The organism is Rhodoferax sp. (assembly GCF_034519335.1).
In the GTDB taxonomy this organism is placed as follows: Bacteria; Pseudomonadota; Gammaproteobacteria; order Burkholderiales; family Burkholderiaceae_C; genus Allorhodoferax.
The window spans coordinates 1-14,797 of sequence record NZ_JAXHOL010000016.1 but is presented as its reverse complement, the minus strand read 5'-3'; the positions used below and the strand labels follow the sequence as shown (position 1 = coordinate 14,797).

Annotated in this window: 18 protein-coding genes and 1 pseudogene; 7 read left to right on the top strand and 12 right to left on the bottom strand. The window is 61.9% G+C overall.

The features are described 5' to 3' along the window. The first annotated feature begins 259 nt into the window (after window positions 1–259). Both U5O12_RS06690 and U5O12_RS06685 read left to right on the top strand, forming a co-directional pair. Complete coding sequence (locus U5O12_RS06690) at window positions 260–1,141, top strand: TraB/GumN family protein (RefSeq protein ID WP_322577883.1); 882 nt, start codon at window positions 260–262, stop codon at window positions 1,139–1,141. 125 nt (window positions 1,142–1,266) lie between these two features. Next, window positions 1,267–1,530, top strand: a complete 264-nt coding sequence (locus U5O12_RS06685; protein WP_322577882.1) for a hypothetical protein — start codon at window positions 1,267–1,269, stop codon at window positions 1,528–1,530. Window positions 1,531–1,563: 33 nt separating this feature from the next. Here U5O12_RS06685 and U5O12_RS06680 read toward each other — a convergent pair whose 3' ends face one another. After that, complete coding sequence (locus U5O12_RS06680) at window positions 1,564–2,619, bottom strand: alkene reductase (protein WP_322577881.1); 1,056 nt, start codon at window positions 2,617–2,619, stop codon at window positions 1,564–1,566. A gap of 321 nt (window positions 2,620–2,940) precedes the next feature. Between U5O12_RS06680 and U5O12_RS06675 the strand changes: the two genes are divergently transcribed. The 5 genes from U5O12_RS06675 to U5O12_RS06655 all read left to right on the top strand — a co-directional run bounded on the left by U5O12_RS06675 (window position 2,941) and on the right by U5O12_RS06655 (window position 8,082). Beyond that, a complete protein-coding gene (locus U5O12_RS06675) occupies window positions 2,941–3,873 on the top strand; it encodes a M14 family metallocarboxypeptidase (protein ID WP_322577880.1) in 933 nt (310 codons plus the stop codon). Window positions 3,874–3,956: 83 nt separating this feature from the next. After that, window positions 3,957–4,919, top strand: a complete 963-nt coding sequence (locus U5O12_RS06670; RefSeq protein ID WP_322577879.1) for an AAA family ATPase — start codon at window positions 3,957–3,959, stop codon at window positions 4,917–4,919. Window positions 4,920–4,927: 8 nt separating this feature from the next. After that, window positions 4,928–6,097, top strand: a complete 1,170-nt coding sequence (locus tag U5O12_RS06665) for a DUF58 domain-containing protein (protein WP_322577878.1) — start codon at window positions 4,928–4,930, stop codon at window positions 6,095–6,097. Then, window positions 6,088–7,509, top strand: coding sequence for a transglutaminaseTgpA domain-containing protein (locus U5O12_RS06660; RefSeq protein WP_322577877.1), 1,422 nt, complete (start codon window positions 6,088–6,090; stop codon window positions 7,507–7,509). Before U5O12_RS06665 ends, U5O12_RS06660 begins: the two co-directional genes overlap by 10 nt. A 27-nt stretch (window positions 7,510–7,536) precedes the next feature. After that, entirely contained in the window at window positions 7,537–8,082 is a 546-nt protein-coding gene (locus U5O12_RS06655; protein ID WP_322577876.1) for a hypothetical protein, read from the top strand. Between the two features lie 166 nt (window positions 8,083–8,248). Here U5O12_RS06655 and U5O12_RS06650 read toward each other — a convergent pair whose 3' ends face one another. The 11 genes and pseudogenes from U5O12_RS06650 to U5O12_RS06595 all read right to left on the bottom strand — a co-directional run. Continuing rightward, window positions 8,249–9,364, bottom strand: coding sequence for a DNA alkylation repair protein (locus U5O12_RS06650; RefSeq protein ID WP_322577875.1), 1,116 nt, complete (start codon window positions 9,362–9,364; stop codon window positions 8,249–8,251). A gap of 10 nt (window positions 9,365–9,374) precedes the next feature. Next, a complete protein-coding gene (gene udk, locus U5O12_RS06645; RefSeq protein WP_322577874.1) occupies window positions 9,375–10,016 on the bottom strand; it encodes a uridine kinase in 642 nt (213 codons plus the stop codon). A gap of 138 nt (window positions 10,017–10,154) precedes the next feature. Then, window positions 10,155–10,433, bottom strand: a complete 279-nt coding sequence (locus tag U5O12_RS06640) for a hypothetical protein (RefSeq protein WP_322577873.1) — start codon at window positions 10,431–10,433, stop codon at window positions 10,155–10,157. A gap of 92 nt (window positions 10,434–10,525) precedes the next feature. Continuing rightward, entirely contained in the window at window positions 10,526–10,852 is a 327-nt protein-coding gene (locus U5O12_RS06635) for a hypothetical protein (protein ID WP_322577872.1), read from the bottom strand. Between the two features lie 23 nt (window positions 10,853–10,875). Then, window positions 10,876–11,852, bottom strand: a pseudogene (locus U5O12_RS06625) (DUF6910 family protein). 68 nt (window positions 11,853–11,920) lie between these two features. Continuing rightward, entirely contained in the window at window positions 11,921–12,736 is an 816-nt protein-coding gene (locus tag U5O12_RS06620; protein WP_322577869.1) for a CPBP family intramembrane glutamic endopeptidase, read from the bottom strand. 413 nt (window positions 12,737–13,149) lie between these two features. Continuing rightward, complete coding sequence (locus U5O12_RS06615) at window positions 13,150–13,266, bottom strand: HEPN domain-containing protein (RefSeq protein WP_322577868.1); 117 nt, start codon at window positions 13,264–13,266, stop codon at window positions 13,150–13,152. Further along, window positions 13,263–13,430, bottom strand: a complete 168-nt coding sequence (locus U5O12_RS06610; protein ID WP_322577867.1) for a nucleotidyltransferase — start codon at window positions 13,428–13,430, stop codon at window positions 13,263–13,265. The genes U5O12_RS06615 and U5O12_RS06610 overlap by 4 nt, the downstream gene beginning before the upstream one ends. A 317-nt stretch (window positions 13,431–13,747) precedes the next feature. Then, a complete protein-coding gene (locus tag U5O12_RS06605) occupies window positions 13,748–13,897 on the bottom strand; it encodes a hypothetical protein (protein ID WP_322577866.1) in 150 nt (49 codons plus the stop codon). Between the two features lie 33 nt (window positions 13,898–13,930). Next, window positions 13,931–14,092, bottom strand: coding sequence for a hypothetical protein (locus U5O12_RS06600; protein ID WP_322577865.1), 162 nt, complete (start codon window positions 14,090–14,092; stop codon window positions 13,931–13,933). Window positions 14,093–14,598: 506 nt separating this feature from the next. Continuing rightward, a partial coding sequence (locus U5O12_RS06595) for a DUF86 domain-containing protein (RefSeq protein ID WP_322577864.1) occupies window positions 14,599–14,797 on the bottom strand: 199 nt, incomplete at its 5' end.

Sequence of the window (14,797 nt, the reverse complement as noted above, 5' to 3'; positions counted from 1 at the left end):
GTGACAAAGGCCGCGAGATTAACCCAGCTTGCACTCCCGCTACCACAAGATTCAGCCAGTCAAATGGACGCCTCATCGACTGCCTAAAAAATAGGCGCAGTGTGCAGAGCCAATGCTGGTGGGGCTTTGCGGGCTTGTGAACACGCTTATCCACAAAGCAGCCCACAGGCGCACGGGGTAAGTTTTTTTTGCAGGCCGGGGGCGACGCGCCCCGTACTACAGTGCAGCCTTTGCGTTTTGAACCACCCAAGGAAGAGAGATGAAAAAACTGGTGTTGACCTGGTGGCTGGTGTTGTGCGCGGGCCTGGCATGGGCCCAGGCCCCCGTGCCGCTGCTGTGGAAGGTGAGCAGTGGCTCCAACAGCATGTACCTGCTGGGCTCCTTTCACCTGCTCAAGCCCACAGACTATCCGCTGGCGCCCAGCGTGGATGCCGCGTTTGCGGACGTACAGCAGCTGTACTTCGAGGTGTCGCCGCAGGAGATGGAGTCGGCCGACCTGGCCGACCGGATGAGCCGCGCCGCCCTGCGCAACGATGGCCGGAGTTTGCAGCAGGCGCTGCCCCCCAAAACCTGGGCTGCGTTGCGTGCCTATGCGGCCAAGACCGGTATGCCGTTGGAGCCGCTGCAGCCTTTCAAGCCCTGGTTTGTTGCCCTGGCCTTGACGCTGGCGGAGTTCCAGAAACTGGGCTTTTCTCCCGCATTGGGGTTGGACCAGCACCTGATGCAGGCCGCTGCCCGCAGCCAAAAACCGACCTGGGGTCTGGAGACGGCGGATGCGCAAATCCAGCTGCTCGACGGCCTGGATACCGCCACCCAGGGAGATTTTCTGGCGGAGACCTTGATCGACCTGCAGGACATGCCGGGCCAAACCGACACCCTGCACCGCGCCTGGCGCGAGGGGGACGCCAATGCGCTGGAGCGCGAGAGCTTGGCCGATTTGCGGGCGCGGTTTCCAGCGCTCTACACCCGCCTTATCGTGGACCGCAACCGTGCCTGGTTGCCCCAGTTGCAGGCCCTGCTGGATGGCAAGAAGGCTGGCGCACGGGCCCTGGTGGTGGTGGGCGCGCTGCACTTGGTGGGCAGCGACGGCGTGGTGCGTATGCTGGCCGACAAAGGTTACCGGGTGGAGCGCTTGCGCTGATGCCGACTTAGGGCGGACTGTCTAACTAAAGCAACATGGAGCTAGGGTAAACCCTTGATTGATGTATAGGGTTTACCCTATACTGCAGTGCAACATCAGTTGTTTTTACTTTCAAGGAGCCCACCATGGCCAGCACCACTCTGAACCGCCTCACCCTGCCTTCCAGTAGCCAGCCCACCGTGGGTGCGTCTCTGCAAGCCCTGCTGGCAGCAGGTCAGGCCTTGGCTGTGGCTCTGTGGCAAGCGGCTTTGGGCACCAAGACCGCTGTCGCCAAGACGGCGTACCAAGAAGCCGAAGAGTTGCGCACCTATGCAGCACAAATCCAGAGCACCGACCCTGAATTTGCGAACGACCTGTTCGCCGCTGCCGACCGCCACGAAGGCCTGTAAGCCTTCGCAGGGGCGGCCCCAGCCGCTCCCCCCTTATATCGTGGGGTAATCGGTGTAGCCCTTGGCACCGGGCGTGTAGTAGGTGCTGCTGTCAGGCACATTGAGTGCCGCCCCGGCCTTCACACGTTCTGGCAGGTCGGGGTTGGCGATGTAGCTGTTGCCAAATGCCACCGCATCCAGTTTGCCTTCTTTGATCGCCTGCTCAGCCTCTTCAGCGCTGTAGCCCATGTTGCCGATCAGCACACCCTTGTATTTCTCGCGGGCCACCGCCATCACGTCGGCCTTTTGCACGCCGAAGAAATCTGCGCGCATCAGGTGCAGATAGGCCAGCTTGAAGTGGTTGAGCTTCTCGGCCAGGTAGCCGGTCAGTCCCACGGGGTCGCTGTCCTTCATGCTGTTGAAGCTGTTCAGTGGCGACAGGCGCAGGCCCACACGCTCCGAGCCAATGGCGGCGCTCACCGCCGTCAGCACCTCCAACAAAAAGCGCGCACGGTTTTCCACGGAGCCACCATAGCCATCGGTGCGCTGGTTACAGCCGTCGCGCAAGAACTGGTCAATCAGGTAACCATTGGCGCCGTGCACTTCTACCCCGTCAAACCCGGCTTCGATGGCGTTCTTCGCGCCCTGGGCAAAGGCCGCCACGATGGTGGCAATCTCATCGGTGCTTAGCGAGTGGGGAACGGCGTGCGGCACTTTGCCGGCAGGCGTGTGGATCTCGCCTTCAATGGCGGTAGCGCTGCTGGACACAGTACGCTGGCCGCCGTTGATGTCGGGGTGTGCGGCACGGCCGGCGTGCCAGATCTGCATGAAGATGCGCCCGCCCTTGGCGTGCACGGCTGCTGTCGTTTTCTTCCAGCCTTCGATCTGTTCTGCGGAGTAGACGCCAGGCTCGGCGACGAAGGCCGAGGTGCCCTCAGTCACCATGGTGCATTCGGTAATCAGGAGGCCGCCGCTGGCACGCTGCGCGTAGTACTCAGCCATCAGGTCGTTGGGCAGGTGCTCGGTGCCCGCACGGGTGCGGGTGAGTGGGGCCAGTACAAAACGGTTGGGAAGGGTCAGCGCGCCAACTTGCAGGGGGGTAAACAACATGGGATCAGGTTCCAGAGAGTAAGACAACAAGGGGCGGGACGTTACCACCCGCTGAATACACCGCCGGCGGTGGGGTTACTGGAAAGTGGGGTAAGTCAAGACACAGATCACAGTGCCGCATCGGTGCTGATCCACAGGCCGCCGGTGGTGGATGGCCATGGCCATGGCCATGGCCAGCATGTGGCGGTAGAAGTCAGTCCCAATCGGGCAGCAGGTTTCTGTTAAAGGCTGTGCATTAAAAGTACCTAGAGTGCTTATGGATATTGCGCAAGCAGCTACAAATACAGGAGCAAGTTGTGGCCCATGTACCATGCTGCTCCTATGCAAACCTCCTACTTTTACCCAATAGGCAGCCCCGGTCAGGCGTGGGGCCCCGCCGAGCGCGCCCAGTGGCGTGCGCGCCAGGTGCGCCAGCGCAGTTATGCCGACGATGTGTTGACGGTGGTGGATCGTTTGCGCGACCGGTTTGATGTGCAGACCTACGGCCAGGTAGCGTATGCAGACGAGCACTTTGCGCTCATGGCCATCCGCAGCCGCGCGTGGGATGCTACTTTGCCCACCGTGCTGGTGACCGGAGGTGTGCATGGCTATGAGACCAGTGGCGTGCACGGCGCGTTGCATTTCTTGGAAGCACATGCGGCGGCTTATGCCGGCCGCGTGAACCTGCTGGTGACGCCGTGTGTAAGCCCCTGGGCCTACGAGCGCATCCAGCGCTGGAACTTTGATGCGTTGGACCCCAACCGCAACTTCCGCGAGGACAGCCCCGCGCAGGAGAGTGCAGCGCTGTTGCGCCTGGTGGCACCGCTGCGCGGGCACATTGCTGCCCACATCGACCTGCACGAAACCACTGACACCGACGAAAGCGAATACCGCCCGGCCGTGGCCGCGCGCGATAGCAAACCGTTTGAGCCCGGCACCATCCCGGACGGCTTTTACCTGGTGGACGACAGCGCCAACCCGCAGCCCGCATTTCAGCAGGCCATCATCGACGCCGTGCAGCGCGTCACCCACATCGCCCCGGCGGATGCGCAGGGCAGCCTCATTGGCTCGCCGATGGTGGCACACGGCGTCATCCACTACGCCATGGCCGAGCTGGGCCTGTGCGCCAGCATCAGCGGCGCGCGCTACACCAGCACCACCGAGGTCTACCCCGACAGCCCCCGCGCCACGCCCGCGCAATGTATTGCAGCGCAAGTGGCTGCCGTGTGTGCGGCGCTGGAGTTTGTGACGAAAAAAAGCCATCCAAAGCCTTGATATAGGCGCCCAAAGCTACCAAAAAAGTAGCAAATGGCCCCCTCTCCCGCCCGTTAGAATTTGCCAAAACAGGGAGTAGAAGAATGGCTCAAGACATGGCGGGCGCCTGGACGCCCAAGCATTCTGCGCAACTCGCGCAGGCGATTGTTCAGAACATTGAAAAAGTGCTGCAAGGCAAGCGGCCAAAGGTAGAACTGGCTCTGGCGGCCGCCGTGGCCGGCGGGCATGTGCTGATCGAGGATGTCCCCGGTTTGGGGAAAACCATGCTGGCCCGCGCACTGGCTGTGTCGGTGGGGCTGTCCTTTAAACGGGTGCAGTTCACCGCCGACCTGATGCCCTCTGACATCGTGGGTGGCCCGGTTTACAACCCCAAGGATGGCAGCTTCACCCTGCGCCCAGGACCGGTGTTCGCCAACATTGTGTTGGCCGACGAAATCAACCGCGCAAACCCGCGCGCCCAGTCGGCACTGCTGGAGTGCATGGAGGAAGGTCAGATCACCCTGGACGGGCAGACCATTCCGCTGCCAGCGCCGTTTACCGTGTTGGCAACACAAAACCCCATCGACATGGCGGGCACCTATCCGCTGCCCGAGGCACAGCTGGACCGGTTTTTGATTCGCCTGTCGCTGGGCTACCCCGATGCAGCCATTGAGGCTGACTTGGTTGCTTCGCAGCAGTTCTCGCATCCCATCAGCCGCCTGCAATCCGTCTGTCCGCCCGGAATGTTTGCGCGTCTGGCCGCAGGCTCCCGCGAAGTGTCGGTTACTCCGGAGGTTGCCAACTTCATGGCAGCCATTGTTGGGGCTACCCGCAAGCATCCAGCGATTCGCTTTGGTGCCAGTCCACGTGGCACGCTGGGGCTGGCACGCATGGCCCGCGCACTGAGCTGCATTCGCGGCCTGCCGTATGTGGACCCCGCCATCGTGCGCGAGGTCGCCGTGCCTGTTTTGGCGCACCGAATCATCGTGCAAACCCAGGGTGCCAAGGGCAAGAGTGCCGAAGCACTGATCCAGGAAATCCTCCAGAGCCAAGCCACTCCGCAATAAGTCACGCCATGGAACGTTGGCTTACCAAGTCGAGGGTGTTGCTCGGGCTGTGCGGCGTCCTGCTGATTGCCGCCTTCAACCGCCACGAACCCATGGTCTTCGGCATGTTCCTGATGCTTGCAGTAGTGAGCATGCTCGGCTTTCTGGTGCCTTGGTTGTCATTACGGACCATGAGCATTCAGTTTGGTGGCGTGTTCGACCAAGAGGTACAAGAAGGTGAGGCGTGCGACATGGGCCTGCTGGTCCGGCGCACAGCACCTTGGCCTGCCTTCATGGTGGACATCGAAACCGAGTGGGAATGGGCGTCCCGCCGCATCATCCTCAAGCAAACGGTGCCGGTCATCCGTGCCAAGCAGGCAGCAGCTTTGGGGCAATTGGTGCGTTTTCCATGCCGGGGGCATTACGAACTGGTGGCCGTGCGCATGTCCAGCGGTTTCCCTTTGGGCTTGATGCGTGCGCAGCACAGCCTGTCGCGCCCTGACATCCAGGTCCGAGTGCTGCCCTTGGCGCAAGCTGTGCAGTGGCCGCTGCCGTGGGATATTGCGGATGACCCGCTGGGTGAGTTAACCACCCGACGCATGGGACAGTCTTTTGAGCTGGGCATGCTGCGGCCATACCAGCACGGTGAATCGGTCGGCCGCGTGAGCTGGCGTGCGTCGGCCAGAGCCGGGGAGCTGGTGATTCAGCACTTCCAGCAAAGCGGCAGCATCCGCCTGCGCCTGGTGATGGACCTGCCCCGTGAGCCGGTTCTGGGCGACGCCGAGTCGGCCGGTGAAAACGTGGTGCGTGTAGCCACCGGCGTAGGTGACACCGCTCTGGCCCATGGCGCGCAGCTGTTTTTGTACCTGTCGCCGGAGGCTATGAAAGTCCACGATGGAATGGCGCTGCGCCATGCTTTGGCCGAAGCCGTGCCTACTGTGGGCCTGCAAAGCACACTGAACCAGTTGGCGCAAGAAGTCGCGCCGGGCGAGCAATTGGCAGTAGTCGTGGCCTGTGATTACCCGGCAGCCCAGCTGTTGGCGCACTTGCACCCCATTGCGGCACGCGGTTGCCATGCTGTGGTGTGCATTGCCCCCGGGCGCAGCCCTTCGGGCATTCAAATGCCCCAGGCGCTGGCACTGCAAAAGGCCATGACGGAGGCCGGCTTTGCCACCGTATTGGAGTCCACATGGCGGTAAGCGCACCAACATTACCCGCAGCAGCAGACGACTCCCCACCGCTGCAAAGCCGTGGCGTGCTCATCCTCACCGGACTTTCCTATGCGTTTGTCGGATTGTCTTTTTCTTATCTCGACAGGCGTTATGGCCACTTTGGCCTCGAAGGCACACTTTGGGTAATGTGGGCTTTGTTCGGATTCGGCGCAGGTGCCTTGCATGCACTGAAGCCTCGGGGAACTGGTGGGCAAATTCAGTGGGTCATCATGGGATCCGTGGGTGGCTTGCTGGCGGTGTTCCCCGGATTCCTCATGTTCAACATGCTGCGCTGGGTCTGTCTGCTGATGATGGTGGTGATGGGAGCGCGAGCAGCTGTGATGCGTACCAAACGGGACTTTTATTTCACCCTCATAGTGATCTTCTCGGTGAGCTTCATGGCCGGTACCCACGGCAACGCGGACTGGACGTTGTGGATCTATCTTGGCCCCGCATGGGCCTTCGGCGCCTTGGCATTGGCGTGGGAGCATGCCGCCGGCAACCCTGTTTCGCGGTGGATCAAGCTGTGGATGACTGGTGGCTTTCTCAGCACTGCACTCTTGCTGACTGCCTTGTTGTTTTTGTTTATGCCACGCCCATCCACACTGGGTTTCGGCTTCCTGCCACCGGGTACTGATACGCCGGGCATATTCACCACGCCAGCAGGTGGCGGCAACCAGGACGGCGGCCAAGGGGGTGGCAACGGGGCAGGCGGCAACGATTCCGCCGGAGCACCGGACGCCTCCGGCCAGCCACAGCCCGGTGGCACCTTGGAGCGGTGGCAGGGCATGCTCAAAGAGATGCGATCGTCGCTCAAAGATGCTTCTATTCCCCAGTGGCAGCGCAATGCTCTGGGCGCTGTGCTCGGAGCTAGCGAGTGGGTGCTTAGCGCCTTGGGTGATGAGCCGGGTCGGGGAGCCAAGGGCCCCAAAAATTCCGACACCGATCCGACCATTCAAGTCCAAAAATTCAAACTCACAGCGCAGCAGCTGTTCGATTGGCTCATGGCTTTGCTGCTGGCCTTGGTGCTGTGCCTGCTGGGCTATTGGCTGTGGCGTCGGCGCTACCGGGTGGGTATGGTGATTACCTTGAGCATGGCGCGACTGCTGGCCCGCCGGTATCCGTTGCGGTCCATGCAGCTATCCGCGTGGTCACTGAAATGGTGCCTTCGCACCCACGGGCATCACATGCTAGCCGGGCAATCCATTCGCGAATATGTGATCAGCGCCAGCGAGATGCCTCCTCTGGCAAAGAAGTGGCTGCGGCATGCCATGGAGGACTACTGTGCCGTGCGTTTCGGCGGCGCACCTGCGACATACGTACGTGCCAACCGTATGCGTGAGTCAGTGTGGGGTGCATACGAAGTCTCCTCGGGTCTCATGCCGGAACTCAGCAAATAAGAATTCATGAATGGAAGAGGGAAGACCATGGATAAGGAAATGCCCCGTTGGATACTGGTTGCATTGGCCATTGCATTTGCCGCACTGGGGCTGATGCTGTTGGATGCTCGCGAAGACTTGCACATGTACACGACCTATTTCCGCGAAAAATCGCCGGATGTCAGTTTGCGGATTGGCGAACTATCTTCCCAAATGGATGAGGCCGCCTTGCGCCAGCACTTTGAAGGTGTTCCTCTGAATTGCGTTGCGGAAACCAGCACACTTGGAGACCGCCTGTGCTACAGCAACATTGATAGCGCAGATCGTCGTGCGGCCCTGGCACTGCTGGCTTTTTTGAACAAGGGCAGGCTCGCGCACGTGGTCGTGCATGTCCCGTGGTGGAAGCACGGCGCGTGGCTGAGATCCCTCAAATTGAAATATGGCGCTTCTCAAAATGCAGGTGTTGTGGGGGACGAACGTGGTGCAGTGTTGCGTTGGAACATGGACAACGGATATCTGGAGATGAACCAGAGTCGTGCGTTCAACCCGCTGACCTTGAGCACCCTCTTTTGGACAGCGAGTCCGAAACAGTGATCTGATTGGGGACACGCGGGGCGCGGTGTAAGAACAAGACCGATGTTTGGAGCTACGTCGTTTCTTTTGTGGCATTGATGGAGAGCCACATTGCACCGGAAGAAGCGCTCAATTAGTCTGCATCCAAGGCCCGCTGGGCGCAGGCTGCGCCAGTACTTCACTCTTTTTAGCCGGGGGTCAAATCAAATGCGCCCAGCGCCTGCGCGCGGCCGTTGAGGATGGCGTCTACCCGGTGGTGGCCGGGGTAGTGTTTACGGGTGGTCATGTCGGCCAGTGAGATTTTTTTGCCCACGCGTTGGGTTTCGTGTGCGGCCAAGTCCAGCGTTTTGAGCTTGAACACCTTGGCCCGCGCCTGGCCATTGGCTTTGACGTAGTGCACCGCAAAGTCCACCAGCACCTGTTGGGGCTGGGCCGTGGTGTTGGTGACGTCAAAGGCCACGTTCAGCGATCCGCCCATCACTGCACGTGGTGGTGTGATGGCCGGCTGGCCAACCGCCACGTTGGCCGTTGCTCCAAAGCCCAGCGCCGCCAGCGCACCGGCCTCGCCGCGTTTGACCGCGTTGCGCAGTGCGTGCTTCACGATCCAGCGCCGCTCGGGCGTGGCGCCCTGCAGCCATGCCTGGGCCGTGTGGGCCAGCAGGGCGGGGTGGTCTTTGCCAATGTCGTTGAGGTTGTTGGCCACCGAGCGGCGCACGTACAGCGCCGGGTCGTCCTTCAGCTTTTCCAGCAGTGCCAGCACCGGGGCCGGGTCACGCTGGAAGGCGGGCAGACGTGATGCCCACGGCAGCCGGGGCCGCGTGCCCTCGGACACCAGGCGGCGCACATGCTCACTCTCGTCTTGCGTCCACGCCATCAGCCGCGCCAGCGTGGCATCTGGGTGCTGCTGCAAATAGGGGCGAATGCTGAACTCTGCGGTAAAGCGCTGCGTCAGCGCGTGCTGCGCCTGCATCGACAACTCAAAATGCCCCAGCCCAAACTCCGCCACAAACACCGTGTGCGGCAGGTACAAAAATGACGCCAGGGAGAGATCCGGATCGCGCCCGTGCGGCTGCTCGGCCGATGCCAGCACAATGGGCAGCGCCTGCGCATAGTCTTGCGGCAAATGCCGCTGCAGCGCCCGCGCGATGTGTTTGCCACGCGGCATGAGCGCCAGCGCCTCGTAGCCGTTCAGCGCATCGTGCAAAAAGGCATTGGTGTCAAAGCGCCGGTGCACCGCTGCCACCATGCGCGCAATGGCGCGGGGCACATCGGGTCCATATTGGGCAACCAGCGGCTCGGCCATGGCGGGGGCGTTAGCCGCGTTCCAGGTCGCGGATCAGCGTCTTCACCTTGGTGGTGATGATGTCCACCGCCGGGTCGTTGGCGCCGTGCGGCAAGATCACGTGGGCATGCCGCTTGGTGGGCTCGATGAACTGCTTGTGCATGGGGCGCACCGTTTCCAGGTATTGCGCAATCACGCTCTCGGCGCTGCGCCCGCGCTCGGAAATGTCACGCTGCAAGCGGCGGATGAAGCGCACATCCGGCGCCGTATCCACAAAAATCTTCAGCGACATCATCTTGCGCAGCTCGGGGTCGAACAGCGCAAACAAACCCTCCACCACAATCACCGGCGCCGGGTTCACCACCACCGTGGTGGGCGCGCGGTTGTGCTTCACAAAATCGTAGGTCGGCATGTCGATGGCTTCGCCACGGCGCAGGGCCTGCACCTGCTGCACCATCAGCGGCCAGTCGAAGGCATCGGGGTGGTCGTAATTGGTCTTGACGCGCTCTTCGGGCGAGAGGTGGGTCTGGTCCAGGTAGTAGTCGTCCTGGTAGACCACCGACGCCATCTCCGGCCCGATGGAGGCCAGCACCTCCCGCGTCACCGTGGACTTGCCGCTGCCGCTGCCGCCTGCGACGCCGATGACGAAAGGTTTGTTGTTGGTTTTGGGCATGCTTGTTTCCGGTTCCGGGCGGACAAAAGGGCGAGAGTTTACAAGGCCGCTTGGCCACACCAGGGCACAGTTTAGCGGCGCGCCTGATTTATGTGCCAAAAAGGGCATTGGCCGCCGTGGATAGTGCGCAAGCAGCTCCTAAAGATGTAGCAATCGCGCCGTTACCTCGGCTGCATCGGGCTCGGCAAACACCGTGTTGTGCCGGTCGGTCAGCGGCCCGCCGCCCGGTTCCATGCCACCAGCTTCGTCGTAGCCCATGGCCTTGAACTTCCAGACCGCGCCAATTTTTTTTAGCGAACCCACGTGTGCGCCATCTGCTGTGTGGACGGCCAGCACATCGGCGTTTACGGGCAATAGCTGCAACGGGCCGGACAACCGGACATCGGGCAGGTGGATGAACTTCGGGGTTGGGGGCATGGTTAACGTGGTTTATGAATGAAAAGCACTGCTAGCCCTTGTGGAATATGCGCAAGCAGCTACTAAAAGCGTAGCAATCTGAGGCCAATGCCCTAAGCCTGCCACACCCCAAACCCGGCAGACCGCAGGTCGATGCCCACCTCGATCTCCTTGTCCACCGCGTCTTGGTAGTGCATGGGGTTAAAGCCTTCGTACAGGTCGGGCAGCAGGCGCAGGCCGTATTGCTGGGCAAAGCGGTTGGCCTGGATGCCGGCCTTGTGCTTGTCAAAGCGCACATCCGGGTCCAGCCCGGTCATGCCTACATACACGCAGGGCTTGCCGTCCACATAGCCCGGGTTGTTCTTGCGAAAGCGTGGCTCCAGCAGCACGTCTTTGTGCAGCTCAATCACATAGACGTGGTGGTGTTTACGGCGCGCCATGTCGCGGGTTGTCTTGGCTTTGGCTACGCCGCCAGCTGCGTTTGCAGCATCTGCGCGGGCGTGCTGGGCTCGTCCGGGTCGGTTACCAGGGTGATTTGCCAGCCGCTCTCTGTGGCTTGGGCGGCAATGCCTTCGACCTTGGGGGCGCCGGTCAGAAGGTGCAGATGGCTTATCTGGCCCTGGGGGGTGACGATGCCAATGGCCGAGCCTACGCAGGCGCCGTCGTGGTAGCTGTCGTCCGTGCTCTCGGCCACGGCGCAAAGGCCCAGGCGCCGCCGTGCAGTGGTGTGCCGTCGGTCAGGCTCAGGGGCACGCCGTCCACCGCGCCCAAGTTCATGGCCTGCACCTCGCGGGGGCTGGGCGGCTCGGGCTGCTGGCCTGCCAGCCACGGGGCCAGGTGGCTCCACGCGTAGCGAATGCAGGCGCTAAGCGCGTGGCCCTTGTTGCCCCGCTGCAGCAAGAGCAAGTCGTCGCCCACTTTGAGCGCGCCTTCGATGTTCAGGTCTGCAAAGTGCGTGTGCAGCGGCGCGTACAGCGGCGCCAAGTCGACCAGGCGTGGCTGCCCACTGGGTGCGCCTTGTGCATCCAGCGCCAGCAGCACACCGGTTTGGCGCTGCGGCTTGGAGCCGGACCCCAATGCCAACAGGGCCCCGTGGGAGCAGCCCGGCAGGGGCGGCAGCAGGGCCAGGGTTTCGAGGTCGGGCTTGGCTTTTTTGCGCGCGCCCTTGTCACGCGGCAAGTCGCCCTCCATCAGCCGCAGCAGTGTGCCGGGCGCATCCACTGCGCCGCTGTCAAACACCGCCATGTGCAGCTCATCGTCCGCCACCACAAACAGCCGCTCCCCCACGCGCACCAGGCCGCTGGCCGCACTCCAGTGCGCCACCCCCCGCGGGTGGTCTGCCGGGTTGAGCGTCAGCGCGCGCACGAGGTGCGGGGTGAGGGTGGGCGGACGCTGGGACTGGCTGGAGGCATGCGCCAGTATAGAGCGCGCTGTTACCATATTTAAGAGAAATATGCCTATAGCGCCCGTAGATATTGCGCAGGCAGCTACTAAAAACGCAGCAAGAGTCAGACCAAACTTAGAGCAAATTTCCCGGCTGACCCAATAAAGCCGCCCCTCCGCTCAGCAGCCCCAGCCCAAACAGGCGTCCAGTCGTTGATGATGTGCGCACCGGTAGACACCCACAGGTTCTTGGTCATGATCCAGGGCAGCGTCAGCACCAAGCGGGCCGTGCCGATGATGGCCAGGCACTGCACCACATTCCAGCCATAGGTGGGCAGGTGCATCAGCCCAAACAGCGTGGCAGACACCAGCCAAGCGCCCACCAGCGCCACCTTGCGGCTCGCGCCCCAGCGCTGGGTGAACAGCGCCATCAGCGCCAAAAAGGGCAGGATGGTGATCAGCTCTTCCCCCAGCAACTGCGGCGCCATGTTGGCAAAGATGGCAACGCGCTCCCAGGCGCTGGCGGACTGCAGCATCGCCGTGCCCGGGTTGGGCGCCTCGGCCATCTGTGACTTGAGCGCCAGACCCACCAGCACCGTGACCACGATGTTGAGCAGCGCAAAGGCCACCATCCACAGCACATCACGCGCGCGGACCTTGGCAAACAGACACGTCCAATGCGCAGGAGCCACCCGCCGCAGTGCCCACAGCGGAATGACCGCCAGCAGCACCGCCGGCACCACCCTGCCCACCGGCAACCAAGGCCAGGGAATGGGCAGCGTGACAACCAGCGAGCCCGCCACCACTGCCGCCATCAGCAGCAGCCACTGCAAGCCCGTGATGCGGGCGGGCCGGTTGTTGAAGAAGGGAACCGGCGCCCTGGCCGCCCAGCCGGTCGAAACGGTCTGTAGCCAACCAGGCTGTGCGGGAGGGTTTTGCATGGCAGGCGTTGGGGGGCTGGTGGCTGGTTTGGAAGCAGGATGCCTGAAGTATGGGAGAAGAGTGGCTCTGGTTCCCGTGGAATCCGCCCGAGCAGCTACTAAAAGCGTAGCAAACCAAACGCTCGAAAATCGAGATTAAGGTTGGTCTTTGCTTTGCAGTGACTGTACGGCGATCAGAAAATAGCTGGCCTGCTCCAAAAGCCCAGGCTGCGTTCTCCAGCGTCACGGGCCCTCCCCGGTAGTCGGCAATCAGGCGCAGGTCTTCTACCTTGTTCAGCGAGCGGCCATGCTCTATTGCAACTTTGCCGGTTTTGACCAGATGCAGGCTGAAAGCGGCAATCAGGTCGCTGTGGGTAAGTGCCACTTCTGCCGGGACAGGAGCATTGATGGAAAGCAGCGCTGCCCTCGCGGCATCAAAACATCGCGTAATAGGCCCGATTGCAGGCACCATCCACATCACCACTGTCTAGCAAGAGTTTGGCGGAGGCAAGCGCCCTGTCTGCCTTGGCCATCAACTCTTGTGGTGTCAAAGTGCTAGTCCTTCGCGAGCGATGTTCTCCAGCAAACGCGGGTTGCTGTAATGCGCTGGGTGCGCCCATTCGCCTTCCCAGATAGGCAGGGGTTGGATGCGAATGCCGGAGTCCAGCAGTACGTCATAGGCCACGTCGTCCAGCGCCAGCTTTGGTTGCCACAAAGTCGCCTGGCTGGCCATGAAGCAGAACGGCCACGTCGGTGTCGCTTCCTAGGTGTGCGTTGCCGCGCGCTTGGCTACTAAACAGCAGGGTGTTCGCGGCTGCGCCGCTCAAAGCCACGCGTCGCGCGAAGTCGCGGGCGGTCGCTTAGTACGGCGGGGGATTGAATGGCTTGGACGGGCATAGGCTGGAGTTTAACGGAGCAGGCAATTTATGTGTCAAATCGACCTCTAGCCCATATGGAGTATGCGCAAGAAGCTACCAAAAGAGTTCAGCAATTTGATTGCCGCAATCTTTGAACGAAGACCCGGGCCTTCGCTCAGAAAGGCCAGTTCTTCAGGCGTGGAGGTGCGGCCCAGGATGGCGTTGCCAGCAGGTGGGGGTAGCGGGTCAAGCGGTCAATGATGGCTTTGTGGCGCAGCTCAAAGCTCAGGTTGTTCTCTTTGCCAGGCTGCGCAAACAGCCGCACCGCCTCTCGCGTGCACCACCAGCGACTCGCTGTTCATATAGGGCATGTAGGCAGCTGCGCGCTGCGCGGGCGCAAGCTGTTGGTCGTAAAGCCCTGCCGGCCACCCTCTCCTGCGCCAATACCAGCGCCAGCGCGTCTTGCGCAAAAAGCGCGCGGTGTGTCGCGGAAGATGTTGCGCGAGAACTGGTCCAACACCAATATCTCCGCCAGCCGCCCCTCAGCCGTAGCGCTTCAGGCAAACAACTCACAGCGCGCTGCGGCTTCCAGCGTGGGGCCCATCTTGCTGCGCATCGCTTCGTCCAGCGCGGTGTCTTTGACGAAGTAAGCTGGTTTGGTTTCGCCAGTTCTTCGAACTAGAAGTGGAGGATCGCCGGTGGCCGCATGGGGGTGCGATTGAACAGCCGCAAGCTGGGCAGCACCAGACGACTTAACCGGCTCTGCGGGAACTGCTGTGGGTAGCTTTGGGCTTGAGGCTTTGGCACTTTGATGCCAAAGGCATCTCGCCAGGCGCTGCGCTTGTTGGGCTGACTGCACCAATGCCTTTTGCAGCGCCTTGGGCGACGGAGTCAGGGCGGCTTGGCTGAGTTTTTGCGGTGGTGGTGCGGCCTATAAACCCCGTCAATTCAACGAAGCGCCGGTATCTGCCGCAAGAGTGCGTTCCGGCAGATCGTTCTGGATGGTTTGCCAGACGATTACGAGGTCTACGCGTTGAAGTAGCCGTGCGCCAGTGCATTGCGCATTTCATAGGCAAAGCCCCAAGGCACGGTTGTACGTTGCGCAGCGAAGTCTGGCTGATTCTTGGTGACGTTGTTGCAGGCCTCGCCAATGACTTCCAGGTTGCGGATCACCGCGTCCTGCGTCTTGCGGTCGGCCTTGAAGCCTGAAACGTCGGCACCTGCG